Origin of the sequence: Methylobacillus draconifructus, assembly GCF_045984385.1 — a bacterium.
Taxonomy (GTDB): Bacteria; Pseudomonadota; Gammaproteobacteria; order Burkholderiales; family Methylophilaceae; genus Methylobacillus; species Methylobacillus flagellatus_A.
Map to the genome: position 1 here is coordinate 463425 of NZ_JBJQIJ010000004.1, position 26404 is coordinate 489828.

26 protein-coding genes are annotated in these 26404 nt (G+C 58.0%); 13 read left to right on the forward strand and 13 right to left on the reverse strand.

All coding sequences use genetic code 11. The annotated features are described in order from the left end of the window. Positions 1 to 31 precede the first annotated feature (31 nt). From hisC to pqqE, 6 genes are all read left to right on the forward strand, one after another. Complete coding sequence (gene hisC, locus ACKF11_RS11235; protein WP_407997122.1) at positions 32 to 1141, forward strand: histidinol-phosphate transaminase; 1110 nt, start codon at positions 32 to 34, stop codon at positions 1139 to 1141. Positions 1142 to 1358: 217 nt separating this feature from the next. Beyond that, a complete protein-coding gene (gene pqqA, locus ACKF11_RS11240; protein ID WP_081774944.1) occupies positions 1359 to 1430 on the forward strand; it encodes a pyrroloquinoline quinone precursor peptide PqqA in 72 nt (23 codons plus the stop codon). Between the two features lie 87 nt (positions 1431 to 1517). Beyond that, complete coding sequence (pqqB, locus tag ACKF11_RS11245) at positions 1518 to 2435, forward strand: pyrroloquinoline quinone biosynthesis protein PqqB (protein ID WP_407993613.1); 918 nt, start codon at positions 1518 to 1520, stop codon at positions 2433 to 2435. 9 nt (positions 2436 to 2444) lie between these two features. Beyond that, entirely contained in the window at positions 2445 to 3197 is a 753-nt protein-coding gene (pqqC, locus tag ACKF11_RS11250; RefSeq protein WP_309565502.1) for a pyrroloquinoline-quinone synthase PqqC, read from the forward strand. Continuing rightward, positions 3169 to 3489 (forward strand): pyrroloquinoline quinone biosynthesis peptide chaperone PqqD, encoded by a 321-nt coding sequence (gene pqqD, locus ACKF11_RS11255; RefSeq protein WP_309565501.1) that lies wholly within the window; start codon positions 3169 to 3171, stop codon positions 3487 to 3489. Before pqqC ends, pqqD begins: the two co-directional genes overlap by 29 nt. A 38-nt stretch (positions 3490 to 3527) precedes the next feature. Next, positions 3528 to 4721 (forward strand): pyrroloquinoline quinone biosynthesis protein PqqE, encoded by a 1194-nt coding sequence (gene pqqE / locus ACKF11_RS11260; RefSeq protein ID WP_407997123.1) that lies wholly within the window; start codon positions 3528 to 3530, stop codon positions 4719 to 4721. Positions 4722 to 4772: 51 nt separating this feature from the next. Here pqqE and ACKF11_RS11265 read toward each other — a convergent pair whose 3' ends face one another. Then, positions 4773 to 5393 carry a phosphoadenosine phosphosulfate reductase domain-containing protein gene (locus tag ACKF11_RS11265; protein ID WP_407993610.1) on the reverse strand — a complete coding sequence of 207 codons (621 nt, stop codon included), beginning with the start codon at positions 5391 to 5393 and terminating at the stop codon, positions 4773 to 4775. Between the two features lie 179 nt (positions 5394 to 5572). Here ACKF11_RS11265 and ACKF11_RS11270 point away from each other — a divergent pair, with 179 nt between their 5' ends. From ACKF11_RS11270 to fabV, 3 genes are all read left to right on the forward strand, one after another. Further along, positions 5573 to 6769, forward strand: a complete 1197-nt coding sequence (locus ACKF11_RS11270) for a class I SAM-dependent methyltransferase (protein ID WP_407997124.1) — start codon at positions 5573 to 5575, stop codon at positions 6767 to 6769. Between the two features lie 52 nt (positions 6770 to 6821). Continuing rightward, positions 6822 to 8027, forward strand: a complete 1206-nt coding sequence (locus ACKF11_RS11275) for a multidrug effflux MFS transporter (RefSeq protein ID WP_407997125.1) — start codon at positions 6822 to 6824, stop codon at positions 8025 to 8027. A 109-nt stretch (positions 8028 to 8136) separates the two neighbouring features. Then, positions 8137 to 9330, forward strand: a complete 1194-nt coding sequence (fabV, locus tag ACKF11_RS11280; protein WP_407997126.1) for an enoyl-ACP reductase FabV — start codon at positions 8137 to 8139, stop codon at positions 9328 to 9330. 80 nt (positions 9331 to 9410) lie between these two features. On the opposite strand, the gene fdxA is transcribed toward fabV, so the two are convergent. From fdxA to ACKF11_RS11310, 6 genes are all read right to left on the reverse strand, one after another. Beyond that, positions 9411 to 9734 carry a ferredoxin FdxA gene (gene fdxA, locus ACKF11_RS11285; RefSeq protein WP_309565495.1) on the reverse strand — a complete coding sequence of 108 codons (324 nt, stop codon included), beginning with the start codon at positions 9732 to 9734 and terminating at the stop codon, positions 9411 to 9413. A 115-nt stretch (positions 9735 to 9849) separates the two neighbouring features. Next, positions 9850 to 11148 (reverse strand): sulfate adenylyltransferase subunit CysN, encoded by a 1299-nt coding sequence (cysN, locus tag ACKF11_RS11290; protein ID WP_407997127.1) that lies wholly within the window; start codon positions 11146 to 11148, stop codon positions 9850 to 9852. A gap of 85 nt (positions 11149 to 11233) precedes the next feature. Next, positions 11234 to 12169 (reverse strand): sulfate adenylyltransferase subunit CysD, encoded by a 936-nt coding sequence (gene cysD, locus ACKF11_RS11295; RefSeq protein ID WP_407993606.1) that lies wholly within the window; start codon positions 12167 to 12169, stop codon positions 11234 to 11236. Positions 12170 to 12291: 122 nt separating this feature from the next. Beyond that, positions 12292 to 12918 (reverse strand): DUF934 domain-containing protein, encoded by a 627-nt coding sequence (locus ACKF11_RS11300; protein ID WP_407993605.1) that lies wholly within the window; start codon positions 12916 to 12918, stop codon positions 12292 to 12294. Beyond that, on the reverse strand, positions 12911 to 14587 hold the full coding sequence (locus ACKF11_RS11305) for a nitrite/sulfite reductase (protein WP_309565491.1): 1677 nt from the start codon (positions 14585 to 14587) through the stop codon (positions 12911 to 12913). Before ACKF11_RS11305 ends, ACKF11_RS11300 begins: the two co-directional genes overlap by 8 nt. 9 nt (positions 14588 to 14596) lie before the next feature. After that, on the reverse strand, positions 14597 to 15394 hold the full coding sequence (locus tag ACKF11_RS11310; protein ID WP_407997128.1) for a sulfite exporter TauE/SafE family protein: 798 nt from the start codon (positions 15392 to 15394) through the stop codon (positions 14597 to 14599). 155 nt (positions 15395 to 15549) lie between these two features. Here ACKF11_RS11310 and ACKF11_RS11315 point away from each other — a divergent pair, with 155 nt between their 5' ends. The 3 genes from ACKF11_RS11315 (at position 15550) to ACKF11_RS11325 (ending at position 18665) form a co-directional block, all read left to right on the forward strand. Next, positions 15550 to 16494, forward strand: a complete 945-nt coding sequence (locus ACKF11_RS11315) for a CysB family HTH-type transcriptional regulator (RefSeq protein WP_407997129.1) — start codon at positions 15550 to 15552, stop codon at positions 16492 to 16494. A gap of 86 nt (positions 16495 to 16580) precedes the next feature. Further along, complete coding sequence (locus tag ACKF11_RS11320) at positions 16581 to 18065, forward strand: helicase HerA-like domain-containing protein (protein WP_407997130.1); 1485 nt, start codon at positions 16581 to 16583, stop codon at positions 18063 to 18065. A gap of 39 nt (positions 18066 to 18104) precedes the next feature. Then, complete coding sequence (locus ACKF11_RS11325) at positions 18105 to 18665, forward strand: IMPACT family protein (protein ID WP_407993601.1); 561 nt, start codon at positions 18105 to 18107, stop codon at positions 18663 to 18665. Positions 18666 to 18814: 149 nt separating this feature from the next. Here the strand turns inward: ACKF11_RS11325 and ACKF11_RS11330 are convergent, their stop codons facing one another. From ACKF11_RS11330 to ACKF11_RS11355, 6 genes are all read right to left on the reverse strand, one after another. Next, on the reverse strand, positions 18815 to 19276 hold the full coding sequence (locus ACKF11_RS11330; RefSeq protein ID WP_407993600.1) for a GIY-YIG nuclease family protein: 462 nt from the start codon (positions 19274 to 19276) through the stop codon (positions 18815 to 18817). A 357-nt stretch (positions 19277 to 19633) separates the two neighbouring features. Beyond that, positions 19634 to 20290, reverse strand: coding sequence for a YiaD family glycine zipper/OmpA-like lipoprotein (locus ACKF11_RS11335; RefSeq protein WP_407997131.1), 657 nt, complete (start codon positions 20288 to 20290; stop codon positions 19634 to 19636). A 163-nt stretch (positions 20291 to 20453) separates the two neighbouring features. Next, a complete protein-coding gene (locus tag ACKF11_RS11340; RefSeq protein WP_407997132.1) occupies positions 20454 to 21260 on the reverse strand; it encodes a formylmethanofuran dehydrogenase subunit C in 807 nt (268 codons plus the stop codon). Then, the gene (fhcD, locus tag ACKF11_RS11345; protein WP_407997133.1) at positions 21257 to 22165 is read right to left on the reverse strand and encodes a formylmethanofuran--tetrahydromethanopterin N-formyltransferase; all 909 of its coding nucleotides are present in this window, start codon (positions 22163 to 22165) and stop codon (positions 21257 to 21259) included. The genes ACKF11_RS11340 and fhcD overlap by 4 nt, the downstream gene beginning before the upstream one ends. Continuing rightward, positions 22165 to 23841 carry a formylmethanofuran dehydrogenase subunit A gene (locus ACKF11_RS11350; RefSeq protein ID WP_407993597.1) on the reverse strand — a complete coding sequence of 559 codons (1677 nt, stop codon included), beginning with the start codon at positions 23839 to 23841 and terminating at the stop codon, positions 22165 to 22167. The genes fhcD and ACKF11_RS11350 overlap by 1 nt, the downstream gene beginning before the upstream one ends. Positions 23842 to 23862: 21 nt before the next feature. Continuing rightward, positions 23863 to 25158: a formylmethanofuran dehydrogenase subunit B gene (locus ACKF11_RS11355; RefSeq protein ID WP_407993596.1), complete on the reverse strand. Its 1296-nt coding sequence runs from the start codon at positions 25156 to 25158 to the stop codon at positions 23863 to 23865. Between the two features lie 217 nt (positions 25159 to 25375). Between ACKF11_RS11355 and ACKF11_RS11360 the strand changes: the two genes are divergently transcribed. Further along, entirely contained in the window at positions 25376 to 26374 is a 999-nt protein-coding gene (locus ACKF11_RS11360; RefSeq protein ID WP_407997134.1) for a beta-ribofuranosylaminobenzene 5'-phosphate synthase family protein, read from the forward strand. The last annotated feature ends 30 nt before the right edge of the window (positions 26375 to 26404 follow it).

Sequence of the window (26404 nt, forward strand, 5' to 3'; positions counted from 1 at the left end):
AATTCAATACCATGTTCAAAGGAAACCTATCGTGACCAGGCTGTGCGACCTCGCGCCGTCCAATATTCGCGCGATTGCGCCTTACCAGCCGGGCAAGCCGATTACCGAGCTTGCACGGGAAATGGGGCTCAAGCCGGAGGCCATTATCAAGCTGGCTTCCAATGAAAATCCATTGGGCGTCAGCCCCAAGGCTTATGAAGCCATGCAGGAGGCGCTGGAGGATATCGCACGCTATCCTGACGGCAATAGCTTTGCCCTGCGCGACTGCGTATGCCGCAAATTCAAGCTGCAGCCGGATCAACTGGTATTCGGCAACGGCTCCAACGACATCCTTGAGCTTGCCGCCCGTGCGTTCCTAACGCCTGGCACTGAAGCGGTATACGCCCAGCATGCGTTCGCTGTCTATGCCTTGGTGACGCAGGCCACGGGGGCGGTCGGCATCAGCGTGCCTGCCCGGGATTTCGGCCACGACCTGGATGCCATGCTGGCGGCAATCACGGACAAGACCCGTATCGTCTTCATTGCCAATCCCAATAATCCGACCGGCACCTTGCTTGGCAAGCAAGCCTTGCGCGATTTTCTCGCCAAGGTGCCCAAACAGGTATTGGTGGTACTGGATGAGGCTTATGACGAATATCTTGCCGCCGATCTCAAGTCCGAGGCATTTTCCTGGTTGGCTGAGTTCGATAACCTGCTGATTTCCAGGACCTTGTCCAAGGCATATGGCTTGGCAGGCCTGCGCATCGGCTTTGGCGTTACCTCGCCCGCGGTTGCGGATTTGATGAACAGGGTGCGCCAGCCCTTCAACGTCAATAGCGTAGCCCAGGCGGCGGCGGTGGCCGCATTGGAGGACGATGAATTTGTCGAGCGCAGTTATGCGCTTAACCAGGCCGGCATGGTGCAGGTCACGCAAGGCTTGGTCCGGCTCGGCTTGAACTATGTTCCCTCGTATGGCAACTTCGTTAGCTTCCACGTGGCGCAGGCCGGGGAGGTGTATCAGCAATTGCTCAAGCACGGCGTGATCGTGCGGCCGGTTGCGGCATATGAAATGCCGGACTACCTGCGGGTAAGCATCGGCTTGCATGCGGAAAATGCGCGTTTCCTCGAAGTGCTTGAACACATATTGAAAACACGCGCTTAACTCCCCATCGTCACAGGCCTCGCAAGAGGCCTGATTGCTTTCTGGCCTTTGTGAGAGCTTGGTTCTCCTTGATTGACTCATGATAATCATGAGATGACTTTCGGTGTTTTCGCACTGTTTCCTGAGTCGTCCTCATTGCACAATGCACTCACGTTGGCGTCAGGCGTTTTTGCCCGGCGGCAGCGATATAAATCAATTCAATTTAAAGGAGAGTATTATGTGGACCAAGCCAGAAGTTACTGAAATGCGTTTCGGTTTTGAAGTCACTATGTACGTTTGCAATCGCTAAGCGAGTCGATTGTAAGTGACACGATAGCCGGGGACCGAGGTTCCCGGCAATTCATCAGCAAAAATCGAATTCTATAAAAAGGCTGATATGCATATTCATGTTCTAGGATCGGCAGCAGGCGGCGGTTTCCCGCAATGGAACTGCAATTGCCCGAATTGCGATGGCCTACGCAAAGGCACGATCAAGGCAAAAAAACGCACGCAGTCTTCCATCTGCGTCAGCGCCGACGGCATCAACTGGGTACTGTTCAACACTTCCCCCGACATTCTGCAGCAAATCCAGGAATTTGCTCCATTGCAGCCTGGCCGTGCGATCCGCGATAGCGGGATCGTGGGCATCGTGCTGATAGACGCGCAGATCGACCATACGACGGGCCTGCTGATGTTGCGCGAGGGTCAGGTCAAGCGCGAGATTTACTGTACCGACATGGTGTACCAGGACCTGACCACCGGTAACCCCTTGCTCAACATTCTCGGCCATTATTGCGGCGTGAACCGCCACGACATCCCGATCGACGGCAAAAACAGCTTCAGCGTGGAAAATGCGCCTGGCTTGCGTTTTACCGCTGTCGCCCTGAAAAGTGCTGCGCCGCCGTATTCGCCGCATCGTAACGATCCGCATCCCGGCGACACCATCGGCGTGCTGATCGAAGACCTCAACAACGGCAAGAAAGCTTTCTATGCGCCAGGCCTGGGCGAGATCGAGCCTCACCTGCCAGCCCTGATGGAGCAGGCGGACTGCATCATGGTGGACGGCACGTTCTGGACCAATACCGAAATGATCGATATGGGCCTGATGACCAAGAAGGCACGCGACATCGGCCATAACCCGCAGTCGGGCCCAGGCGGCATGATCGAGGTGCTGGATGCTTACCCCAATGCGCGCCGTGTGTTGATTCATATCAACAACACCAACCCGATTCTGCGCGAGGATTCCGCAGAGCGTGCAGAATTGACAAAACATGGTATCGAGGTCGCCTATGACGGCCTGGACATTATTCTCTAGGAGAAGGACATGAACGCACCTGTGATAGGCAACACTCCCTGGACACGCGAAGAGTTCGAGCAGCAATTGCGCGACAAGGGCAGGGGATACCATATCTACCATCCGTTCCACGTGATGATGTACGAAGGCAAGCTCACGCGCGAGCAATTGCAATGCTGGGTCGCCAACCGCTTCTATTACCAGATCAGCATTCCGCAGAAAGACGCGGCCATCATGTCCAACTGCCCGGACAAGGAAATCCGCAAGGGCTGGATCCAGCGCATTATCGACCATGACGGAGATGCAAATAACGTCGGCGGCATCGAGGCATGGATACAGCTCGGCCAGGCAGTCGGCCTGAGCCGTGAAGACGTGACTTCCCTCAAGTTCGTCGCGCCCGGCGTAAGGTTTGCCGTGGATGCCTATGTTAATTTTGCCAAGCAACGGCCATGGCAGGAGTCGGTATGTTCCTCCCTGACCGAACTGTTTGCGCCACATATCCATCAACAGCGCATCAGCTCCTGGCCCAGCATGTATCCCTGGGTCAAGGAAGAAGGGCTGGTCTATTTCAAGAAGCGCCTGACCGAAGCCAGGCGCGATGTCGAGCAAGGGCTCGCCGTGACCCTGGATTACTTCAGCCAGAGCCGTGAGTTGCAGGAAAAGGCGCTGGATATCCTGCAATTCAAGCTGGATGTGCTATGGGTCATCGCTGATGCCATCATGCTCGCCTCAACCAACATCAAGGTAGAACAGAATGTCGACTATCTCAGACAACCACGATAAGGCGGATAACGCCAGCGTCGTCTCCGCAGGCGACGTCTATGCCATTGCGCGCCATTACCGTTTCCAATGGGAAGAAGCGCAGCAATGCTACGTGCTGCTGTTTCCCGAGGGCATGATCAAGCTCAACGGCGGGGCTGGCGAAGTTATCAAGCGCGTGGACGGCCAACGCAGCGTCGCTGACATCGTGGCCGATGTGCAGGCCGCCTTTCCCGACGTGGCGGACATCGAGGCTGACGTGATCGCCATGCTTGACCTTGCGCTGGAAAAGGCCTGGCTGGAGAAACGTAATTAGCGGCCTGTGGCAGGCGCATTGCGTGAAGGAGCAGACAAATGAGTACACCAGTTCAACAAAACAACGGCGTTGCCGCTTCCAAGACCAACACCCAACCCTTGTGGCTGCTGGCCGAGGTGACGTATCGCTGCCCCTTGCATTGCGCCTTCTGCTACAACCCTACCGATTACGACAAGCACACCAAGAACGAGCTGAGCACCGAACAATGGATACAGGCCCTGCGCGATGCGCGCAAGCTTGGCGCATTGCAATTAGGTATCTCCGGCGGTGAGCCGCTCTTGCGAGACGATATTGAGGAGATTATTGCCGAGGCCAGCAGCCTTGGGTATTACACCAACCTCATCACCTCCGGCGTCGGCCTCACGGAAAAGCGCATCAGCGCCTTCAAGGAGGGCGGGCTGGACCATATCCAGCTTTCCATGCATGACATCACCGAGGAAATCAACAACTTCATCACCGGCACCCGCACCTTCGAGCTCAAAAAGAAAGTCGCCGCCATGATCAAGGAACATGGCTATCCCATGGTGCTCAACGTCGTGATCCACCGCTTCAACATCAAGCACGTCAAGGAAATCCTCGAAATGGCGGAAGCGCTGGGGGCGGACTTTGTCGAACTGGCGAATACCCAGTATTACGGCTGGTCCCTGGTCAACCGCAGCCAGCTTATGCCGACCAAGGAACAGATTGATGAGGCCGAGGCCATCACCAATGCCTTCCGTGAAAAAGTCGGCAATAAAATGAAGATATTCTTCGTGGTGCCGGACTACTTCTCCAACCGTCCAAAAAAATGCATGAACGGCTGGGGCGAAGTGTTCATGATCGTCACGGCCAACGGCGACGTGCTGCCATGCCACTCGGCGCGCGTATTGCCCAACATGAGCTTCCCCAACGTCAAGACCAATGGCCTGAAATGGGTTTGGGAAGAGTCGCCCGCATTCAATAAATACCGCGGCGACGATTGGATGAAAGAACCCTGCCGCAGCTGCCCGGAAAAAGAGAAAGACCTCGGAGGCTGCCGTTGCCAGGCCTTCCTGCTCTCAGGCGATGCCGAGGCGGCTGACCCCGTTTGCACCAAGTCGCCGCACCGGCACTTGATCGACGAAGCCATCGCCAATGCGCAAAAGCCTTACCTGCAGGCGCAGCCCATCCTCTTCCGCAACGACAAGAACTCGCGCAAGCTGATCGAAGGTGAGAATAGGGAGTTGGTGGAAGAATTCCACGCATTGCCTTAATTAATGAAAAAGGGGAGCGACGGCTTCCCTTTCTATTTCAGCCTTAGAGGCTTAGTGCGAAAGATGCAAACCGCACTCGCGATTTTCTTCGCCCTTGGTCGGGTCGAAGTAGTCGAAGTTGTTCGGCAAGTTGTGTGCAGTCAGGTATTGATACAGGTCTTTTGAGGTCCAGTGCAATAAAGGCGCGACCTTGATCAAGCCGTCCGGGTTGATGCTGACCGGGTCCATTTGGGCGCGTACTGCGGTATCGGTGGCGCGGAGGGCGGTGAACCAGACTTCAGGTGCGGTTTCACGCAGGGCGCGTGCGAAGGGTTCCAGTTTGACTTCTTCCGTAAACGCGGCGTGGCGCGGGTCATCAAGTGCCGGAACGGGGCCGTCAACGGCCTCCTGGTGGGCGCGGGAGCGCCTGGGCAGGTAGATGCTCAGGTTGAGTTTGAGCTGGTTCGTGACTTCATCGGCAAAGCGGTAGGTGGCCTCGGTGTTGTAGCCGCTGTCCATCCAGATCACGGGAGTGTCGGGCCGGATTTTGGCGACCATGTGCAGGATGACGGCCTCGAAAGGGCGGAAGTTGGTCGTGACGATGGCTTTCTTGTTCAGGCCTAGCGCCCATTCCACCAGTTTTTCCGCGTCGCGTCCCAATTCTGCGTTGATTTTTGCCAAGTCCAGTTGCATGCTTTACTCCGTATTGATGGATCGACTAAAGTCGACATAAGGTAAGTGACTTATTGTAACAAAGCGCCGCTCCGATTACATTGGCACTAGCCTGGTTGCAGGCTATCCATTATTGGCCGTATGGGGAATGTTGGAGCGGCTTATAAAAAAATCAAACGCTTAGTCTATGGAGGTAAGGGATGTTCAGTGCGCTGCTGCAAAACCAGATCCAGAAGAGTTTGACCGGCTTGCCCGTATCCGTGAGCTGGAACGGCGAATTAGTCGCAGGCGATGCGGATGCCAAGGTATCGATCCTGGTGAACGATGCCAAGGTCCTGGCCGTGCTGGCCAAGCCGACATTGGGCGGGCTTGCGCGGGCCTATGTCGAAGGCTGGGTGGATTTGCTGGGCAGCGCGAAGGATATCTTGTCGCTGGGCCAGGCCTATTGCGGGGTAGATGCGAGCAACGATGCCGAGACGCGCAAGGATTGGCGGTGGTGGCGCCACACCCGCAGCCGCGACCGCCGCAATATCACTTACCACTATGATGTTTCCAATGATTTCTACGGGTTGTGGCTGGATCGGCGGCGGGTCTATTCCTGCGCTTATTTCGCCGATGGCGACGAAAGCCTGGACCTGGCCCAGGAAAAAAAGCTCGACCATATCTGCCGCAAGCTGATGCTGAAGCCGGGGGAGCGCTTCCTCGATATCGGTTGCGGCTGGGGCGGCCTGGTGATGCATGCCGTCGAGCATTACGGCGTGAAGGCGGTAGGCATTACCTTGTCCGACAACCAGCATGCCCACGTGCAGCGCCTGATAGAGGAGCGCGGCTGGCAGGATAGGCTGGAGGTCAGGCTCATGGACTACCGCGACCTGCCTGCGCACGAGACGTTCGACAAGATTGCCAGCGTCGGCATGTTCGAGCATGTCGGCCGCAAGAACCTCCGGCTGTATTTCGACAAGATCTACAGCCTGCTGAATACCGGCGGGCTGGTCATGAACCACGGCATCACCTCGGTGGCGGTGAAGAGCAGCGGGCTGGGCAACGGCATTGCCGAGTTCATCGATGAGTATGTCTTTCCCGGCGGCGAGCTGACGCATGTGTCCAACGTGCTGGCGGAGCTGTCCCTTTCCGGCCTCGAGCCGCTGGATGCGGAAAACCTGCGTCCGCATTACGGCAAGACGCTGTGGGAATGGGTGGAGCGCCTGGAGCAGCATCGCGAGCAGGCATTGTCCATGATCGGCGAGAGTAAATATCGCATTTGGCGCATCTACATGGCGGGGTCAGCGTTCGCGTTCGATCATAACTGGCTGGCCTTGTTCCAGGTCGTCGCCGGCAAGCCCGATGCGCAAGGCATGCTGGATTATCCATACAACCGTAGCCATATTTACCGTTAGGCGATATTCTTGAGGCTTTTGCCGGGCTGGCCCTGGCAGGGCTTACCGGAACATGCGTCATTCCATTTTGCTGGTGTACGTGCTTGCAGGCCTGACGGCGCTGGCACCGTTCGCGATCGATACCTACCTGCCTGCCTTTCCCCTGCTGGAGCGCGATCTTGGCGCTTCCACGGTGGAAATCCAGCATAGCCTTACCCTGTACCTGCTGCCTTATGCGCTGATGACGCTGTTCCACGGCGCCATCAGCGATGCGGTAGGCCGCATCACGACCATACGCTGGGGGCTGGGCATCTTCATCCTCGCCTCGATAGGCTGCATGCTGGCGCCCAATGTGGAGACGCTGTGGGCCATGCGGATTCTGCAGGGGCTCTCGGCCGGGGCAGGCAATGTGGTGGCGCGCGCCATGGTGCGCGATCTTTTCCAGGGAGTGGAGGCGCAGCGCGTCATGGCGACGGTGCAGATGCTGTTCGGCATTGCCCCGGCGGTGGCGCCCATCATCGGCGGTTGGCTGCTTGGCATCCATTGGCAGGCAATCTTCGGCTTCCTCGCGCTGTATGCGGTATTGATCGCGCTTGCGGCATCAAGGTATCTGCCCGAGACCATGACTAAGGAAAAGCGTACGCCGTTGTCGGTGGCGAACGTATGCCGCAATTACCAGACGATTTTCGGCCATCGTGAATTCAGCTTGCTGGTGTTGGCAATCGGGGCGAATTTCTCGGCATTCTTTCTCTATGTGCTGGCGAGCCCGGTATTCCTCATCCATCACCTGGGCCTGAGCTCGCAGCAGTTCGCCTGGATGTTCATTCCCACGGTTTGCGGCACGGTGCTGGGCTCATGGCTTGCCAAGCGCGCGGCGGGCAAGTATGGCGCCCAGCAGATATTGCGCTTTGCCTATGTCTGGATGGCTGCCATGGCAGTGCTGAACCTTGCAGCCAGCCTGTTGCCTTTTACCCACGCTGCATTGAATATCCTGCCGATCGCCTTGTTCAATATCGGCCTGGCGCTCGGCATGCCATTGCTTTCGATCAGCGCGCTGGATTGCCATCCCCGAATCCGCGGCACGGCAGCGTCCGGGCAGGCGTTCATGCAAATGCTGCTGTCGACGGTTTCCGCCGGAGTGGTGGCCCCCTTGGTCTGGCATCATCCGGCAGGACTGGCCTTGGCGATGCTCGGCTATTTGCTGCTAGGCTGGCTCGCCGTCAGGCGCACCGGGCTGTTCAGACATGCGCATGCCGGGCAAGGATTGCCCGAGCAATAAAGGCGCCAGCCCTTTATAATAGCGAACTTGACTGGCCGTACTGTGGTAGGTACTGGCTTCAACTGCATTCAACCAGGCAGCCTTGCTGCCAAGAACTCGAGAGGTTTTCATGGTAATCAAACCCCGCGTGCGCGGCTTTATTTGTGTCACGGCACACCCCACCGGCTGCGAAGCCAACGTCAAGCAGCAGATCGACTACGTCAAGGCGCAAGGCGCCTTCAATGGCCCCAAGCGCGTGTTGGTGATCGGCGCATCCACCGGCTATGGTCTGGCGGCGCGCATCAGTGCCGCATTCGCAAGCGGCGCCGCGACAGTAGGCGTGTTCCTGGAGCGGGCAGGCGAGGGCAGTAAGCCGGGGTCGGCGGGCTGGTACAACTCCGCTGCATTCCACAAGTTTGCGGAAGCGGAAGGGCTGTATGCCAGCAGCGTGAATGGGGATGCGTTCTCCGATGCCGTGAAGCAGCAGACCATAGACATCATCAAGCGCGACCTCGGACAGGTCGATCTCGTGGTCTACAGCCTCGCCGCGCCGCGCCGCACCCATCCCAAGACCGGCCATGTCTACAACTCCACCCTCAAGCCCATAGGCAAGACCCTGCATCAGCGCGGCCTGGATACCGACAAGGAAGTGGTGAAGGAAAACGTGATCGAGCCTGCCAGCGACGAGGAAATTGCCAACACCGTCGCCGTGATGGGCGGCGAGGACTGGCAGATGTGGATAGAGGCGCTGGACCAGGCGGGCGTGCTGGCCGATGGCGCCAAGACCACGGCCTTTACTTACCTGGGCGAGAAGATCACGCACGATATTTACTGGAACGGCACCATAGGCGCGGCCAAGAAGGACCTGGACCAGCGTGTTCTGAAGATTCGCGAGCAATTGGCCGCCAAGGGCGGCGATGCGCGCGTGGCGGTGCTCAAGGCATTGGTGACCCAGGCCAGCTCTGCGATCCCGATGATGCCGCTCTATCTTTCCCTGTTGTTCAAGGCGATGAAGAAGGCAGGCACGCACGAAGGCTGTATCGAGCAGGTTGACGGCCTGTACCGCGATAGCCTATACAACGGCACACCGATTGTGGACGAAGAAGGCCGTTTGCGTGCCGACTACAAGGAGCTTGCGCCCGAAATCCAGGAAGAAGTGGCTACCTTGTGGGATAAAGTCACTGATGAAAACCTGTATGAGCTGACTGATTTCTCAGGCTATAAATCAGACTTCCTGCGCCTGTTCGGTTTTGGCGTGGAAGGCGTGGATTATGAGGCCGACGTGAATCCTGAAGTCCCGATTCGGAACCTGGCCCAGGTTTAAAGATCCAGGTGTAAAAACTATGCCCAATAAAAAAGCCCACACATGTGGGCTTTTTTATTGGGCTGAAAAGCGCGAATTGACTATTCAACCAACAGGTCGCGCTTGCCAGGCGTGCCGTTGTTGGCATCGGCATCGGGCAGCGGGGCCTTGCGTGCGGTAATAGCCGGCCAGATTTGTGACAGGCGGGCATTCAGTTCGATGAATTCCTGCTGGTCTTCGGGCACATCATCCTCGGAGAAGATGGCTTCAGCAGGGCATTCCGCTACGCACAGGGTGCAGTCTATGCATTCATCCGGATTGATTGCCAGGAAGTTGGGGCCTTCAACAAAGCAATCCACCGGGCAAACATCGACACAGTCGGTATATTTGCACTGGATGCAGTTCTCGGTTACTACGTATGCCATTTATATTCCTCTATGGGTCTTAGCACTACTTAATATAATGCTGGGATTATAAGCGATATTAAATACGGTATTTATTGATTTTAGCAATAAGACTGTTTGGTTTTGCCGATATAAATCAAGCCTGTACCATCCCTGCGCCAACGGTGTTGTTGGTCGCTTCATCGATAATAATGAACGAGCCGGTGGCACGGTTGACATCGTAAGGGTCGACCATCAACGGTTGCGCCAGCTTGAAGCTGATGCTGGCGATATCGTTCATGTTCAGGCTGCCCTCGGCTGCCAGTCGCTCGGTGGTGTTGACATCGATCTTGTACTCGATGCTGCCCACCTTGGCCTTGGATTCGCGCGTGGTATGGCGGATGATGTAGGTGCGGGCAGGCGAAAGCGGAGTTTCGGACAGCCAGCACACCATGGCATTCAACTGCTTGACCGGGGCAGGCGCTTCAGCCTTTTTCACGATCATGTCGCCGCGGGAAATATCAATCTCGTCCTCGAGCAGGATGGTGATGGATTGCTCGGTGATGGCATGCCGCAACGTCACGTCGCCAAGCTGGATCGCCTTGACGCGGGAATTCAAGCCGGACGGCAGCACGGTGACTTCGTCGCCCACGGCAATGTCGCCGGACTCGACGCGGCCCATGAATCCACGGAAATCATGCAGCTCGGGATCGTCGGAAGCGTGCGGGCGGCAGACGAACTGCACGGGGAAGCGGAAGGACTCGGTGCGTTCGGAGTGGGCCGGCGGGGCCGATTCCAGCAGCTCCAGCACCGTAGGGCCCTGGTACCAGGGCATGGCATTGCCGCGATCCACGATCATGTCGCCGTTGAGCGCGGACATGGGCACGAAGTGGATATCACGTCCGTTGCGCTGCAGGCCGATCTGCTCGGCGAATTCCAGGTAGGTGGCGCGGATGCGCTCGAATTCGGACTGCGAGTAATCCACCAGGTCCATCTTGTTGATCGCGACCACGATATGCGGGATGCCCACCAATTGCGCCAGATAGGAGTGACGGCGTGTCTGGGTCAATACGCCCTTGCGCGCGTCGATCAAGATGATGGCGAGGTTGGCGGTGGAGGCGGCCGTGACCATGTTGCGCGTGTATTGCTCGTGACCGGGGGCGTCGGCAATGATGTACTTGCGGGTGCCGGTGCTGAAGTAGCGGTAGGCGACATCGATGGTGATGCCTTGCTCGCGTTCCGCCTGCAGTCCGTCGGTGAGCAGGGAAAGGTCGACGGATTCCATGCCGCGCTTTTGCGAGGTGCGCTCGATCTGGGTCAGGGTGTCCGCCAGGATGGTCTTGGTGTCGTACAGCAGGCGGCCGATCAATGTGCTCTTGCCGTCGTCCACGCTACCGCAGGTCATGAAGCGCAACAGGCTGTCGTTGTGCGCAGGTAGATTTTCTAGTTTGGACATCTTCAGTACTCTTTAAACTTGTCGCTATTCAGCTGGTTGGTTGGTCGGCTGATGAATCTGGCCGTCATCTGCAGTGCGTAGTGGCCTAGAAATAGCCTTCCTTCTTGCGTTGCTCCATGGAGGCGTCCGAGGTCTGGTCGTCCAGGCGCGTGGCGCCGCGTTCGGTGATGGTGGTGGTCGCGGTTTCCAGCACGATCTTGCCCAGAGAGTCGGCATCGCTAGGCACCGGCGCCGTACACGTGATGTCGCCGACGGTGCGGAAGCGCACCTGCATGCTGATGACTTCTTCGCCTGCCTTGGGATGGTTGATGACCTCGCCGCTGGTAAGCGGCACATTGACAGGGAAAATCGCGCCATTGCGCATCACGACATCGCGGTTGTGCGCGAAGTAGATGCTGGGCAGGCCGAGCTGCTCGCGTTCGATGTATTGCCAGACGTCCATTTCCGTCCAGTTGGAAATCGGGAAGGCGCGGATGTTCTCGCCCTTGTGGGTACGGGCATTGTAGAGGTTCCACAATTCCGGGCGCTGGTTCTTCGGGTCCCATTGGCCGAACTCGTCGCGGAAGCTCATGATGCGTTCCTTGGCGCGGGCCTTTTCCTCGTCACGGCGTGCGCCGCCGATGCAGCAATCGAAGCCGAACTCTTCAATCGCTTCCAGCAGGGTGACGGACTGGTGCTTGTTGCGGGATTCGTCCGGCGATTTCAGCACCACGCTGCCGCGCTTGATGGAGTCTTCAACCGAGCGCACGATCAGGCGCTCGCCGAGCTCGGCGGCACGCTGGTCGCGGAAGTTGATCACTTCCTGGTAGTTGTGGCCGGTGTCGATATGCATGAGCGGGAACGGAAAGCGGCCCGGGCGGAACGCCTTTTCTGCTAGGCGCAGTATGCATAGCGAATCCTTGCCGCCGGAAAACAGCAGCACGGGGTTGGAGCATTGGCCTGCCACTTCGCGCAGGATATGGATCGCTTCCGCTTCAAGCCAGTCGAGGTGGGAGAGGGTGGATTGGGTCAAGGTCGTCATATCGATTTTGTGCTGAAACTGTTGCTGTCTGTCAGCTCACATCTCCAGTTAGGATTCCTAAAACAAAACTACAACTTGCAAAGCCAGGCTGGCGTAGTCGTGGTGACCAGCCGGCATACGGTTTACTGCGCAGTGGGCTGCCGGTTCACGCGGCGCCAGACGGGCAATTGCTCGTCAACGGCGCCTTGGTAGGGCTGGCTGAAGTCCTGCAGGCTAGCCAAGGCGTCTTCCGCGGAGCGGTCGGCGCGGATCAGGTAGCTGTTGAAGCCGCAGCGCTTGAGGAAGAACAACTGGTCACGCAGCACATCGCCGAAAGCGCGCAGGATGTTCTTGTAATGGTAGCGCGTGCGCAGCAGGTTGCCGATCGAGAAGATGCGGCCGTCGGCGAAGCGCTCCACATGCACGGCGATCAAGGGCAGGCTGTTGATGTCCTCGACCGAGCCGACCAGGTCTTCCAGCAGCTCATGGGTGTCGAGCCAGACGCCCAGCTCGCCGGCGGCATGGCGTGCCGCGAGTTCGGCCTTGCGTTCGCGCCATACGGCCAAGGGCACCAGTATCTTGCCAGTGGCTGGGATTTCGGTATTGGCGATCTGCTCGGCGGTGTGGCTGGCTTCGCCCGTGAGCTTGAACAGCACCACCTTGCCGGCCTGTTTCTTGACGACTTCTTCGCCGGCGGGCATGGTGACCAATGCCCATTCGTCCTCGACGATGGCGTTGTTCAGGATCAGGTTGGACTGATGATCAGGCATGTGCTACTTCCTTTTTCTTCTCGCCATAAACATGCGTCTTGAACGGGGCAACGCCAATGCGCCGCACCGTATCGATAAAGCGTTCCTCCGGGGTGCGCTCGCGCACATAGACATCGATCAGCTTCTGGATCACGCCAGGCATTTCTTCAGCCGCGAACGACGGGCCGAGAACGGTGCCCAGGCTGGCATCGTTGCCTTGCTTGCCGCCCAGCGTGACCTGGTACCACTCGGAACCGTCCTTGTCCACGCCCAGAATGCCGATATGGCCCACATGGTGGTGGCCGCAGGCATTCATGCAACCCGAGATGTTCAGCTCGAGTTCGCCGATGTCGTATACGTAGTCCAGATCGTCGAATTGCATCTGGATGGCCTCGGCAATCGGGATGCTCTTGGCATTGGCCAATGCGCAGAAGTCGCCGCCGGGGCAGCAGATGATGTCGGTCAACAGGCCGATATTCGCGGTAGCGAGGCCAGCCGCGCGCGCCTTCTCCCACAGCGGGAAAAGGTCGGACAGCTTGACGTCGGCCAGGATCAGGTTCTGCTCGTGAGAGGGCCGCACCTCGCCGAAACTGTATTCGTCGGCGAAGTCCGCAACGATATGCATTTGCTCGGAGGTAATGTCGCCGGGCGGATTGCCATGCGTCTTGAGCGACAAGGTCACGGCGCGATAGCCAGGCTGTTTGTGCGCATGGGTGTTGCGTTTGACCCAGGCAGCGAATGCGGGGTTGCTCGCGACTGCGCTATCAAAGCCGGCATCATGCTCCGGCAGCGTTTCGTACGGCATTTGGGTGAAATACTTGCTCACGCGGGCCAGTTCGGACTCGGTGATGGTGTTCGGGCTGTCCTTGAGGTACTGCCATTCCTCTTCCACCTGGCGGCGGAACTCCTCGATGCCCAGCGCCTTGACCAAGATCTTGATACGCGCCTTGTAGGCGTTGTCGCGGCGGCCATGCAGGTTGTAGACGCGGATGATCGCTTCGCAATAAGTCAATACATGCTGCCACTCCAGGTGTTCTCGCACGACGGAGCCCAGGATGGGGGTACGGCCCAGGCCGCCGCCTACCCAGACGCGGACTGCCATCTTGTCTTCCTGGTCGCGATAGAACTCCAGGCCGATATCGTGGGCCTGGATCAAGGCGCGATCCTGTTTGGTGCCCGAAACCGCAATCTTGAACTTGCGCGGCAGCAGGGCGAATTCAGGGTGGAACGTGCTCCATTGGCGGGCGATTTCGGCGATGGCGCGCGGGTCGACCACTTCATCAGGCGCAACGCCGGCGAACTGGTCGGTGGTGATATTGCGGATGCAATTGCCGGAAGTCTGGATGGCGTGCATTTGCACAGTGGCGAGCTCTGCCAGGATATCGGGCACGTCTTCCAACTGGGGCCAGTTCAATTGCAGGTTTTGACGGGTGCTGAAGTGGCCATAACCGCGGTCATAGCGCTTGGCAATGTCGCCAAGCTTGCGCAGTTGCCTGGAGGAGAGCATTCCGTAAGGGACTGCGATACGCAGCATGGGGGCATGACGCTGGATGTACAAGCCGTTTTGCAGGCGCAGCGGACGGAACTCCTCGTCGGTCAACTCGCCCGCGAGAAAGCGGCGAGTCTGGTCACGGTACTGTTTGACGCGCTCGTCTACGATGGCCTGGTCAATTTCGTCGTATTTATACATGAGCTCACTTTATGCTAGAACAAATTTCAAACCGATCAGCAAGAGGATCAATGCCAGGATCGGGCGTAATACTTTTTCCGGAATTTTGGCACTCAAATGGCTGCCAATCCAGATGCCTGGCAGCGAGCCGATCAGCAGGCTGCCGAGCAATACAAAATCCACGTGACCCAGCGTCCAATGCCCGATGCCTGCGAGCGCAGTCAGCGGAATGGCGTGGGCGAGGTCGGTGCCCACGACTTTCAAGGTGCTCATCTTCGGGTAGAGCAGGAGGATGGCAATCGTGCCCAGCGCCCCCGCGCCTACTGAGGATAATGTCACCAGCGCTCCTAGTACGGCGCCAGTCAAGATAGTGGCAGCGACTTGTGTCGTGCCCGTGAAGCGACCGGTGCTGATGGCACTTTGCTCGACTTCACGCTGCTTGTTGCGCATGATGACGCTGCGGACCAGCAGAGCACATGCGGTTAAAATCAATGCAATACCCAGGGCATAGGTAATCAACCCGCCGATTTCCTTGCCCACGGCCATCAAGTGCTTGATGACGTAAATCGTGATGACCGATACTGGCAAGCTGCCAGCCGACAGCAACCCGACGACCTTCCAGTCCACAGACTTGTGAGTGCCATGATGCACCCAAACGCCGCCTGTCTTGGTTAGTGCCGCAAACAGCAAGTCGGTTCCAACTGCCACTACTGGCTTGAAGCCAAACAGGAATACCAGCAGAGGGGTCATCAATGAGCCGCCTCCCACTCCGGTAATGCCAACAAGAAAACCTACGGCAAAGCCGGAGAGAATGTATCCTATGTCCATGAGTTGATTGTTGTTTTTATCTGGGACGTCTGGTTGTCCAGTTAAAAAACCATGCCAGAAAAAGCCTTACATTATAACAGGTTAATTAAAATTTTTCATAGTATGTTATTCTATGCATATGTGATTTTGTTATAAAACCAAGGCTGAATAAACACATGAAAATACATCAATTGCGGTACATTCGCGAAGTCGCCCGCCAGGGCTTGAGTGTATCCCTTGCGGCTGATGCCTTGCATACTTCCCAGCCGGGGGTAAGCAAGCAGATCCAACTGCTTGAGGACGAGTTGAGCCTGCAGATATTCAAGCGCAATGGCAAGAGGCTGATCGGGGTTACGGAACCGGGCCAAATTATACTGCAGTTGGCTGAACGCGTCATGATGGAGATGGACAACATCAAGCGCGTCGGCGATGAGTTTTCACATGAGGATTCCGGCACGCTGACCATCGCCACCACCCATACCCAGGCGCGCTATCGCCTGCCTGCGGCGGTGAAGGAGTTCATGCAGCGCTATCCCAAGGTCAAGCTGACCATCCACCAGGGCAACCCTACGCAAGTGGCTGAGCAGGTGCAGAAGGGGGAGGCCGACATCGGCATCGCAACCGAGTCCATCAGCAGCTTCACCGACCTGCTTTGCCTGCCTTGCTACCAATGGAACCGTTGCCTCGTGATGCCGCAGGCCCACCCCTTGCTGGCGGAACAGCCCATCACGCTCGAGAAAATCACGCGCTACCCCTTGATCACCTACGATTTCGCTTTCACCGGCGGTTCCTTGGTGAGCAAGGTATTCGAAAAGGCAGGCCTGAACCCGAACGTGGTATTGACCGCGATTGATGCCGATGTGATCAAGACCTATGTCAACCTCGGGCTGGGCATTGGCTTGCTTGCCAACATGGCGTACGACCCGCAGCGCGACAGCCACTTGGCGATGCTGGACGTGAGCGATTTGTTCCCGCCCAGCACGACTTATATCGGCTTGCGCCGCGATGCCTACCTGCGCGGGTATTCTTATGCGTTCATCGAATTACTGGCGCCGCATTATCCCCGCAAGGCGGTGGAGGCCGAATTGAAGACCGGCTACAACGCGGCGGCGGAACAATAAACGTTCATGCGGTGATTACCGAGGTTGCCGCCGTGCATTTCTGGTATTGTTGAGCATCTGTTCAATTGATAGTTCTTTGAGGTTGTATGACACCGACTCCTTTAGCTAAAAGCGCGGATTTCCTCTACCTGCTGCCTAAAATGGCCAACCGCCACGGCTTGGTGGCAGGCGCGACGGGGACCGGCAAGACGGTAACGCTGCAGAGCATCGCTGAAAGCTTTTCGCGCATGGGCGTGCCGGTGTTCATGGCCGACGTCAAAGGCGATTTGGCCGGCATCAGCCAGGTCGGCGGCGGCAACGCCAAGATCGATGCGCGCGTCGCCCAGCTCGGCCTGAACGATTTCAGCTTGGCCGCCTGCCCCGTGACCTTGTGGGATGTCTTCGGCAAGCAAGGCCACCCGATCAGGACCACCATCGCCGAGATGGGGCCGTTGCTGCTGGGGCGCATGCTCAACCTCAATGACGTGCAGTCCGGCGTGCTGACCGCGGTATTCAAGATTGCCGACGACCAGGGCTGGCTGCTGCTTGACCTCAAGGATTTGCGCGCCATGATCCAGCACGCATCCGAAAATGCCGCCCAATACAGCGCGCAATACGGCAACATCTCCAGCGCCAGCGTGGGAGCGATCCAACGCGCATTGCTGCAGCTCGAGCACGAGGGGGCGGACCAGCTTTTCGGCGAGCCGGCCTTGAACCTCGACGACATGATCCAGACCGACCAGAAAGGCTGGGGCGTCGTGAACGTGCTGGCAGCCGATACCCTGTATAACTCCCCTAGGGTATACGCGACCTTGCTGCTGTGGCTGTTGTCCGAGCTGTTCGAGAAACTACCGGAAGTAGGGGACCTGGAAAAACCCAAGCTGGCATTCTTCTTCGACGAGGCGCACCTGTTGTTCAACGATGCGCCCAAGTCCCTGCTCGACAAGATCGAGCAAGTCGTGCGGCTGATCCGCTCCAAAGGCGTTGGCGTATATTTCGTCAGCCAGAACCCGCTCGATATTCCCGATGTAGTGCTCGGCCAATTAGGCAACCGCGTGCAACACGCATTGCGCGCATTCACGCCGCGCGACCAGAAGGCGGTCAAGGCCGCGGCCGAAACCTTCCGCGCCAACCCGGCGGTGAAGGTCAGCGAGGTCATCACCGAGCTTGCCGTGGGCGAGGCATTGGTGTCGTTCCTCGACGAGCACGGCCGCCCGACCCCGGTGGAGCGTGCGTTCATCTGCCCTCCGGGCAGCCGTATCGGTGCCATAACGCCGGTCGAGCGCGAGCAGCTCATCAAGAGCTCCATCGTATACGGCCATTATGAGAACAGCATAGACCGCGAGTCCGCCTATGAAATCCTCAAGGGCCGGGCCACGGAAACGCCTACTGAACAGCAGGAGGCCGACAAGGGCTTCGATTGGGGCGACTTGTTCGGCGGCAATGCAGAAAAGTCCGGCAAACCGTCCAGCCGCCAGGGCGTGCTGGAAACCGCCGCCAAGAGCGCAGCGCGTGCAATTGGCTCCGAATTGGGGCGGCAGATATTGCGCGGGGTGCTGGGTTCCATTCTCGGGGGCAAGCGCCGCAAGTAGCCGGCGGTATTCAGTATTCAGTGGTAAAGGTCGGGTAGTTTGCAGATCATCGTACAGCCAGGTCAGGCAGAGCAGACCATCAATAAATCCCGTTTTTTCGCGATCGCGGAGTATTGCGCGGATGAGCGCGCCGTCGGCATGTCGCTGCGCCGCCTGGCGGCAGCGCACCAGAGCGCACATCATCTCGCCTATGCGTTCCGCCTCAAGACGCCCCAAGGCATCGTGCAGCGCTTCAGCGACGCAGGCGAGCCGTCCGGCACTGCGGGCAAGCCTGTGCTGCAATTCCTAGAAGGCCGCGACCTCATCAACGTCTGCGTCGGCGTGATTCGCTATTACGGCGGCATCAACCTCGGCACCGGCGGCCTCGTCCGCGCCTATGGCGGCACTGCGAAGATGGCGCTGGACGCCGCGCAGATTGGGCCTTTCGTCGAGATGCAGAAAATTCGGATTGAGCTTGATTACAAGCAGTTGGATATCTTCACTCGGGAAATTGCCAAAATGAATGGCGAAATCCTGGACAAGACATTCGCTGAATATGTGACGGTCATTGCGACCGTGCCGGCAAGCGAGATTCCGGACTTGCAGCAGAAATACGGATAGTTGTGGTGTTGGGAATGCAATCTATGTGGCGCATATTTTTAATATTGTGTGCTGCATTAACGTGGTTGGCGGTATCTGTGCTCTGATGCTTAAGTTGTTAAGCCGTGCCACGAAGCAGCATCGGCTTGAATGAATTGTGAGAACCCAACTCAGTGCGTCTCAAAAGAGTTCCATTGATGCGTGTCCAACTCAAGAGCGCAATACGGCTCGAAGACGTACAGCTCAAGCGGATTCTCGATAGCGATGGCAGCGACCTTCAACGAGCGTAAATAGGCTTGGGCCTCAGCGAAAGACGTTCCAAACAGTGGGTCTTGCATTGCCTCCGATCGGGTTAGGTTGGCAATAGCTCTGTCCGGGTGTCTGGCCATGGCGATGCGGAACGCTAAGCTCGCGTCAAAGTGAGTTTTGCCGAAGACATGCTGCCGAAGTCGCCCGATCACACCACGCGAAATACCAACGTAGATTGGTGCGTCTGCTTCAAGAAGCACATAGCAGCCAGAGAAGTCCTGGGGAATGCCAAATTCTTTGATTAGCGTGCCGGGGCCGATTCCGGGTCTTGCAAATAGATCCATGTTGCGCGGATCCGCTAAGGCGACGTGCATTCTGGCCATGTGCGCCGGAAGCGTAGTTGTGGCCAGCTCTTGGAAGGTGTGAGGGCACTCGTGTAGTGGCATTGGGAGCTAACTAATATTTAGATAGCCGCATCGTATTTGATGAGGTAAAGCTAAGTCAATCTACTCTCCAATGATTCAAATAACATCAATCTACATATGATGATTTAGGCCGACTAAAATTTTGCAGATCAATATATTGATAATGCTCACTGGCATTAATAGGTATCGTATCGTAATCTGATTATCATCAGCCAATACAGCCTCAGAATTCATTCATAAAATAACCCCGCATATTCAACTGAATATGCGGGGTTATTCATTGGCTACCTGCTAAGAATGTCAGACGAGGTAGGGTTATTGCGCCGGTGCTGGTTCCGCGACGAAAATCTCCACGCGGCGGTTCTTGGCACGGTTGGCTGGAGTGTCGTTGGCAACTAAGGGTTCGTGCGAGCCACGGCCGTCAATGGTGAAGCGGCTGGCGGCGATGCCGCGCGCGGTGAGGTAGTCGCGAGTGTTGGCAGCGCGGTTCACGGACAATGGGTTGTTGATGGAATCGGAACCGGTATTGTCGGTGTGGCCGATGATAGTGACCAGGGTGCTGGGGTTGTTTTTCAGGGTGGTGGCGAAGTTGTCCAGCACAGCACGGAAATTAGGCTGGATATCGGCCTTGCCCGAGGCGAAGGAGATGTCGCTGGGGATGTTCAGCTTGAGCTGGTTGTCTTCGGTCTGGGAGACTTGCACGCCAGTGCCTTGCGTGGCTTCCTCCATCTGGCGCTTTTGTTCTTCCATGCGCTTGGACCATACATTGCCCGCAATGGCACCAGCACCAGCACCGACGGCAGCGCCAATCGCTGCGCCTTTGCCCTTGCCTGCGATAGCACCTACTACTGCGCCTGCACCTGCACCAATTGCAGCGCCTTTTGCGGTACCTTTCTGAGTTTCAGACATATTGGCACAGCCGCTTAATATCAGGGCTGTGACGAGTGCGCTAATGGTCAGTTGAGTTTTCATATTTTCCTTTATTGTTGGGTAACGCATTGATGCTTTTGTCAGTTTAACTCAGCATAAGTTCGCTATTTCAGTGATTAACATTTGTTGATATTTGATTGGAAAAATGAAAAAAGCCCGTCCAGGCAGGCACGGGCTTTTTTTATCCGGTGTGATGCAATGAAGCTTATTTGAACACCAGGATTTCACCCTTGCCATCATTGGCAATATCGCCAGCATAACGCTGTACGCGGTTTTTGCTGATGCTGGCAAATTTGCTTGGCAAATTGCGGAATGACTTAAACATCAAGCTGAGGTAAGGCAAGGTGTGAGTGCCACAGTCTTGCAAGGTGGCATGTAGTTGAGGCTCTTGCGTGAGCAGCAACGTGCCACGGCGCATGCCGTAACCGACATATTCACCGACGCTGCCCAGCACGCCGATGGTGCCTGCCAGCATGCGCGAGGCGAGGTATGATCCGGCGTTGCCCTCGATGAGGATGATGCCGCGGCGCATCTGGTCGCCTGCGCGCTCGCCGACGTTGCCGCTGATGAGGACGATGCCGCCTTTCATGCCCTTGCGGTCGCCGGGCAGCGCTGCGGCGAGGAAGTCGCCTACATTGCCCTTGACCTCGATCAGGCCGCCCGCCAGTCCGCTGGCAAGGAAGGCGTCGGCATCGCCGTTGAGCACGATGTGGCCGTTGCGCATCTGCAGGCCGAGATAGGAGCCTGCTCCGCCGTTGACGGTGATGCGGCCAGACTTCATCTGACTGCCGATGAAGTCCAGCTTGCCGTTGGCGTTGTTGAAGACGATGTCTGCGGTATCGTCGCCTGAAATGTCGAACAGGCTGTCCGCGCGCAGTTTCTCGCGGCCGCTATCAAGCAGGATGGCGCCGATGTCCGCCAGGCTCTTGCCTGCCAGGTTGTCGGGGGTGAGCGGGGACAGGTCGACCCGTTGCTGCAATGTTGTCTTGAGAGTGAAGGTCAAAGCGCTCATGCCATGATCTCCCTTAGTTTGAAGTGGTAGGGTCCGAGTTTGCCGCCGTAGTTGCCGGCGGAGATGCGCTTGATGCCGTTCTTGGCGCCGAGTGCGCATGCGGCGGCGATGCCTGCGCGCATGGCGACGCGGATGTCGGGGTCGGTGAGGCCGTCGATCACGATTTCCATCACCGATTCGATCTCGGGCGAAAGCTCGGTCTTGGTGATGCCCTTGAGCGTGGGGCAGAACGCATCGTTGGTCGATGCGATCAATGCCTTGTACTTGGAGCCGACCTTGGACCCGGAGCGTACCACGCCGCCGGGGAACGGCATGATGACGTTGGGCACCTTGCTCATGGCGTCGATCGCGGCTTCGCATGCGGCGAGCGCTTGCGGCTGGGATTCCGCCAGGATCAGGAAGTTGCCGCCGCCGACGGAGCGGATCATGCCGGTGCTTTCCTCGGTGAGGAATTCGCCGTCCATCACTGGTACGCGCCAGTAGCGCTTGCCGTTGAACACCTTGGAGATCTGGAAGCCGTCGCCGAAGAAGCGCAGGTTCTTGCCGAGATTGATCTTGGTAATTTCAGGATAGCCGTCGTCTATGCCCGAGAATGCCGCCGCGGTAGGGCAGGTCAGCACGCATTGGCCCATGCGGGTTTCGAGTTGCTTGATCAATACCGCGCTACTCATCGCGAACATGAGGATGGAGACGCCGGGGCGGCCGTCCGGGGTTTCTTCCGGGGTGAGCTCGCGCTCGATGCCTGCTTCCACGCCGCAGGCGATCACCGAGGTGGCGAAGCCGGTCATGGCGCACGCTGCGTTGTAGGCCCAGCGCAGGTTCTGCGCGGTGATGATGACACGGGTGCCGCGCATGCCGAAGGCTTCGGCAAAAGTGTCGTCTATGGTTACGCCGTTGATAATCATTATGCTGTCTTCTCCCTGCGACCCTTGGCTTCCTGAACAATCACCTTGCCGCGGCCGCCGTCTTCAAGCTCGGCGGCGTTGACCTTGTAGTTTTCCATGTTCATGGTGTGATAGCGGTCGAAATATTGCTTGAGATCCTTTTCAATGCTGCGGTCGAAGTCCGGCTTGACCGTATGCGTGCTGCCCCAGGTGACTTTGACCACCTGGCCGTCCCTGACCACCAGTTCGCCGTCCTTGAACACATAGTCGGGTTTGGAGAACATGGCTTCGCGGTCCGGGTTGTCGGTGTAGACCGTGATGTCGGCGGCACCGCCGACGCCGAGATGGCCGCGGTCGTGCAGGCCGACCAGCTTGGCTGCCCCAGCACGCGTCATGACGGCGATTTCGTAGAGGCTGTATTCGCGGTCGATCGATGTCAGCGTGCTCATGGCCTGGGCATCCAGGTTGAGCTTGGTGAACATATCGTTGCGGAAGCTCTTGTCCATCAGCAGGCGGATCAGGTGCGGGTAGCTGGTGAAAGGCGCGCCGTTCGGGTGGTCGGTGGTAAGGAAGATGCGCCATGGGTCTTCCGTCAGCAGGAAGATTTCCAGGCCGATCGCCCATTGCAAGGCGTTGACGAAGTTTTGGTCCTTGTACTTGAACGGCACTACGCCGCAGCCGGAATCGCACTCGATATCCATGAGCACGGCTTTGTTCGGGTGCGCATGGCCGGAGTTGGCATACTGGCGCATGGTGTCGCCGGAGGCGGTGACGGTCTGGCCGAACAGGATCTGGCCGACGTCTGCGGAGACGTTCTTGTGCTTGTTCAATGCTTCGGCAACGGCGGCAGCGCCAGACGAGAACTTGCGGTCGCCCTCGGTGCCGTAGCTGTGGAACTGGATATGGGTGAGGTGGACCGGGTAGCCTTCCACCGCACCCATGGTCTTGAGCGTGGTTTCCATGTTGCCGGGTACGCCGAGGTTGTTGCCGTGCACGTGCAGCGGGTGGGCAATGCCCAGTTCGTAGACGGCGCGCGTCAGCGCTTGCAGCACTTCGCGCGGCGTCACCTGGTAATACACGTTCTCCTCGTCCAGGTTCAGTGCGCGCTGGTTGAACTTGAAGGCGTTGATGCCGCCCGGGTTCACCACCTTGATGCCGATGGCCTGCGTCGCGTGCAGTATCCACGCGACGTAGTCATTGATCGCGTTCTGGTCCTTCTTGGCGGCGAGCATGCGCAGGAAGTAGTCGTCGCTGCCGAGCATGGCGTAGCCGCCCTTGTCCAGGATGGGGATGTCGCACATTTCCAGGTGCGACTGGCGCGCATTGACCGGGGAGAGCGCCGGCTCGAAGCCTGCGGTGTAGCCCATTTCCGCGTAGCGGTAGCCGGTGTTCAATGTCGAGGGGGCCGCATGGCCGCAACCGGCGCGGCAGGCGGCCGTATGCGTGGTGGCGGAGCTGCGGTGGTCCTCGGGCAGCATCAGGCGGGCGATATTGACCTTGCCGCCGCCGATGTGGGTATGCATGTCGATCGCGCCCGCCATGACCACCTTGCCGCGCAGGTCGTATTCCTGGTCTATGGTGTCGTTGTCGCCGGGACGGTCGATGATGCGGCCGTCGCGGACGTAGATGTCCATGACCTTGCCGTCGATCTGGTGCGCAGGGTCGTAGACCCGGCCACCTGTCAGTTTAATCAGCATGTTTCTGGTTCCTTGACTTGCTTAAGCGGCCTTGAGTGCGAACTCTATGGCAGAGAGCACGTCGGCGAGTGTGGGCAGGCTGGTGTCGCGCAGTTTGCGCAATGGCAACGTTACCGAGCTGTCGCTGCGGAATTGTGCGCCGTTGGCTTCCAGGCCGGGAATCGCGATCGGGATGAACACCTCTGGCGCTTGCTCGAACTGCATGGCGGAATGGCCGATGACTATAGTGGGCGCCTTGCTCTTGGGCGGTACGCGCTCCGGCTTGAAGCTGTTGATCCAGACCAGTACGTCGGCTTCGCCCTCAGCCAGCAAGCGCGCGGTGTCGTAGTGGTAGGGGTCGTAGTCTGGGTAGCCGCGGCGGTAGGAGTTGCGGAACGGATAGCCGCTGATCCAGGTGCTGACGTTGTAGGCCGTCACGTCGCCGTCGTTGCCGCTCAGTGGCAAGCCGGCGCTGCGCGTGGTCTTGTTCAGCTCCTGCACCACGCCGACGATGTTCTGGATGGAAAGCTCGGCATGCGGGAAATCCAGTGCGCTGCCGGTCCAGGCGAGCACGCTGTACTTGGCTGCCTTGAGGCGATCTGCGAGTTTTTCCAGCGACTCGCGGGCGATGCCGGCGACATTGTCCGCTTTGAGCGGCTTGCCGGCGACGATCGCGCGCAATGCGGCCAACACCTCAGGCACGCGGTCAAGGTCGCAAGGCAGCACGTCGGGTTGCTTGCCGTTCGGCGAAACGCCCGGCGCGGTATTGAGGTCGCGGCCGCCCAGATAGACGATTTCGCGGTCGGCGGTGTTCTCGGTGAACATCGCCTCCTTGTTCCAGATCACGCGCTCGAAAAAACGCGGGAAATAGCTGACGATATCGGTGCCGATCACGACCAGCAGGTCCACGCGGTTCTTCACTTCGCTCAGTGTGGTGACGAACCAGCCGGAATTCTGCATGACCAGGATGTTCTTCATCGAGCTCTTGGAATTCATGTGGTCGATGGTGGCGCCGGAGGTTTCGGCGAGGTTCATGACTGCACGCATGCCGTAGACGTCTGTCGCCAGGCCGGACAGCAAAGGGTGCTTCGCGCCGCGCAACAGGCCGCTTGCCTTCTCGATGGCGGCTTCCAGCGTGGCTGCCTGACCATTGATGGCGGGAGTGGCGTTGCTGGAAGGTTGTTCGAAGAAGGCTTTGCTTTGGGGACAGTGCGGAGACTGCAGTGATAAGTTGCCGTTGGCATCCCGCGAGAGCGTGAGATCGTCGCTCAATAGCCCGTCGGCAGGATAGGGCACAGCTTCCAGCGATGCCGCCGGAAATTGGGTTGATTGCGTCATGTTCTCCATCCGAAAACTGGTTAGTTTTTCAAGGTTCGTGCCTCGGTCAGGCACGCTGCAAGATTATACCCCTTGATCTTGCCCGAAAACAGCTTCAAGCGCGACCATGCCGTTTTGTGCCAACAAACTTTATCTTGAGGGAGGAGAATAAAAATCTTACTCGAACTTTTTAAACTGTATAAGGCTGGGCTACAATAACGGATTATTGGCATCACAAGTGCCGGTTTCTCGCAAGCTGAAGGAATTTATCATCAATAAGCAGGGCGTCAGTGTTGTTACCACGGCACGATTGCACATGGGGTTTTTTGATCTCAACGGTAATTTGGGTCGCAAGTTCGGAAGTATCGGCGTATCGTTGGATCAACCGGCGACCTCCCTGCGCGCTTTTCCCGCACATGATATTCAGGTGGAAGGCCCCGGCGCCAAGCGCGGACTGAGAATCGCCACTTCCATTGCCGACGCGCTGCAATTATCCCAGGGCGTGCGTATCCAGATCGAAAGCGCAATTCCGCAACATGCCGGGCTGGGCTCCGGCACCCAGATGTCGCTCGCCATCGGCAGCGCAATCAACCGATTATTCAATCTTGGCCTGAACCTGCGTGATATTGCAGTGCTCACCTCGCGCGGCGCGCGCTCCGGTATCGGGCTGGGCACGTTTGCCCAAGGCGGCGTGATCGTCGATGGCGGCCGCGGAGAGGATACGGATGTCCCGCCTATCATTGCACGGGCCGAGTTTCCCGAAGGCTGGCGCATCATCCTCATGTTCGACCGCAGCCATACCGGCGTGCATGGCGCGGAGGAGCGTGAAGCGTTCCGCCGTTTGCCGGAGTTTCCCGCCGATAGCGCGGCGGTGCTGTGCCGCCATTTGCTGATGCGGGCCTTGCCTGCCCTGGCCGAGCATGATCTGCCCGCTTTCGGGCAGGCGATACGCGAGCTGCAATGGCGCACCGGCGACCATTTTGCCCCGGCCCAGGGCGGGCGATATGCCAGCCCTGTGATTTCAAGGATATTGACGCAATTGGAAACCGACGGCATCGATTGCGTCGGCCAAAGCTCATGGGGGCCTACAGGTTTCGCCGTCTGTGCCGATGAAACAGATGCACGAGTGCTGCTGGAAGCGCTAGAATCCCGATATTCCCATATTTCTGAAGTGGAATTTTTGTTGTGCAGAGGGATCAATTCTGGCGCGCAGATCAGTTCATGCTCGATAGAATAGTGTCTTGAAGATTTTTGGAACCATCAGGTT

Bases quoted from the DNA above. Each gene is read 5' to 3' on its own strand.
- pqqB (WP_407993613.1), top strand. From the start codon at position 1,518: ATGCATATTCATGTTCTAGGATCGGCAGCAGGCGGCGGTTTCCCGCAA.
- pqqC (WP_309565502.1), top strand. From the start codon at position 2,445: ATGAACGCACCTGTGATAGGCAACACTCCCTGGACACGCGAAGAGTTC.
- pqqD (WP_309565501.1), top strand. From the start codon at position 3,169: ATGTCGACTATCTCAGACAACCACGATAAGGCGGATAACGCCAGCGTC.
- pqqE (WP_407997123.1), top strand. From the start codon at position 3,528: ATGAGTACACCAGTTCAACAAAACAACGGCGTTGCCGCTTCCAAGACC.
- ACKF11_RS11265 (WP_407993610.1), bottom strand. From the start codon at position 5,393: ATGCAACTGGACTTGGCAAAAATCAACGCAGAATTGGGACGCGACGCG.
- ACKF11_RS11270 (WP_407997124.1), top strand. From the start codon at position 5,573: ATGTTCAGTGCGCTGCTGCAAAACCAGATCCAGAAGAGTTTGACCGGC.
- ACKF11_RS11275 (WP_407997125.1), top strand. From the start codon at position 6,822: ATGCGTCATTCCATTTTGCTGGTGTACGTGCTTGCAGGCCTGACGGCG.
- fabV (WP_407997126.1), top strand. From the start codon at position 8,137: ATGGTAATCAAACCCCGCGTGCGCGGCTTTATTTGTGTCACGGCACAC.
- fdxA (WP_309565495.1), bottom strand. From the start codon at position 9,734: ATGGCATACGTAGTAACCGAGAACTGCATCCAGTGCAAATATACCGAC.
- cysN (WP_407997127.1), bottom strand. From the start codon at position 11,148: ATGTCCAAACTAGAAAATCTACCTGCGCACAACGACAGCCTGTTGCGC.
- cysD (WP_407993606.1), bottom strand. From the start codon at position 12,169: ATGACGACCTTGACCCAATCCACCCTCTCCCACCTCGACTGGCTTGAA.
- ACKF11_RS11300 (WP_407993605.1), bottom strand. From the start codon at position 12,918: ATGCCTGATCATCAGTCCAACCTGATCCTGAACAACGCCATCGTCGAG.
- ACKF11_RS11305 (WP_309565491.1), bottom strand. From the start codon at position 14,587: ATGTATAAATACGACGAAATTGACCAGGCCATCGTAGACGAGCGCGTC.
- ACKF11_RS11310 (WP_407997128.1), bottom strand. From the start codon at position 15,394: ATGGACATAGGATACATTCTCTCCGGCTTTGCCGTAGGTTTTCTTGTT.
- ACKF11_RS11315 (WP_407997129.1), top strand. From the start codon at position 15,550: ATGAAAATACATCAATTGCGGTACATTCGCGAAGTCGCCCGCCAGGGC.
- ACKF11_RS11320 (WP_407997130.1), top strand. From the start codon at position 16,581: ATGACACCGACTCCTTTAGCTAAAAGCGCGGATTTCCTCTACCTGCTG.
- ACKF11_RS11330 (WP_407993600.1), bottom strand. From the start codon at position 19,276: ATGGCCAGAATGCACGTCGCCTTAGCGGATCCGCGCAACATGGATCTA.
- ACKF11_RS11335 (WP_407997131.1), bottom strand. From the start codon at position 20,290: ATGAAAACTCAACTGACCATTAGCGCACTCGTCACAGCCCTGATATTA.
- ACKF11_RS11340 (WP_407997132.1), bottom strand. From the start codon at position 21,260: ATGAGCGCTTTGACCTTCACTCTCAAGACAACATTGCAGCAACGGGTC.
- fhcD (WP_407997133.1), bottom strand. From the start codon at position 22,165: ATGATTATCAACGGCGTAACCATAGACGACACTTTTGCCGAAGCCTTC.
- ACKF11_RS11350 (WP_407993597.1), bottom strand. From the start codon at position 23,841: ATGCTGATTAAACTGACAGGTGGCCGGGTCTACGACCCTGCGCACCAG.
- ACKF11_RS11355 (WP_407993596.1), bottom strand. From the start codon at position 25,158: ATGACGCAATCAACCCAATTTCCGGCGGCATCGCTGGAAGCTGTGCCC.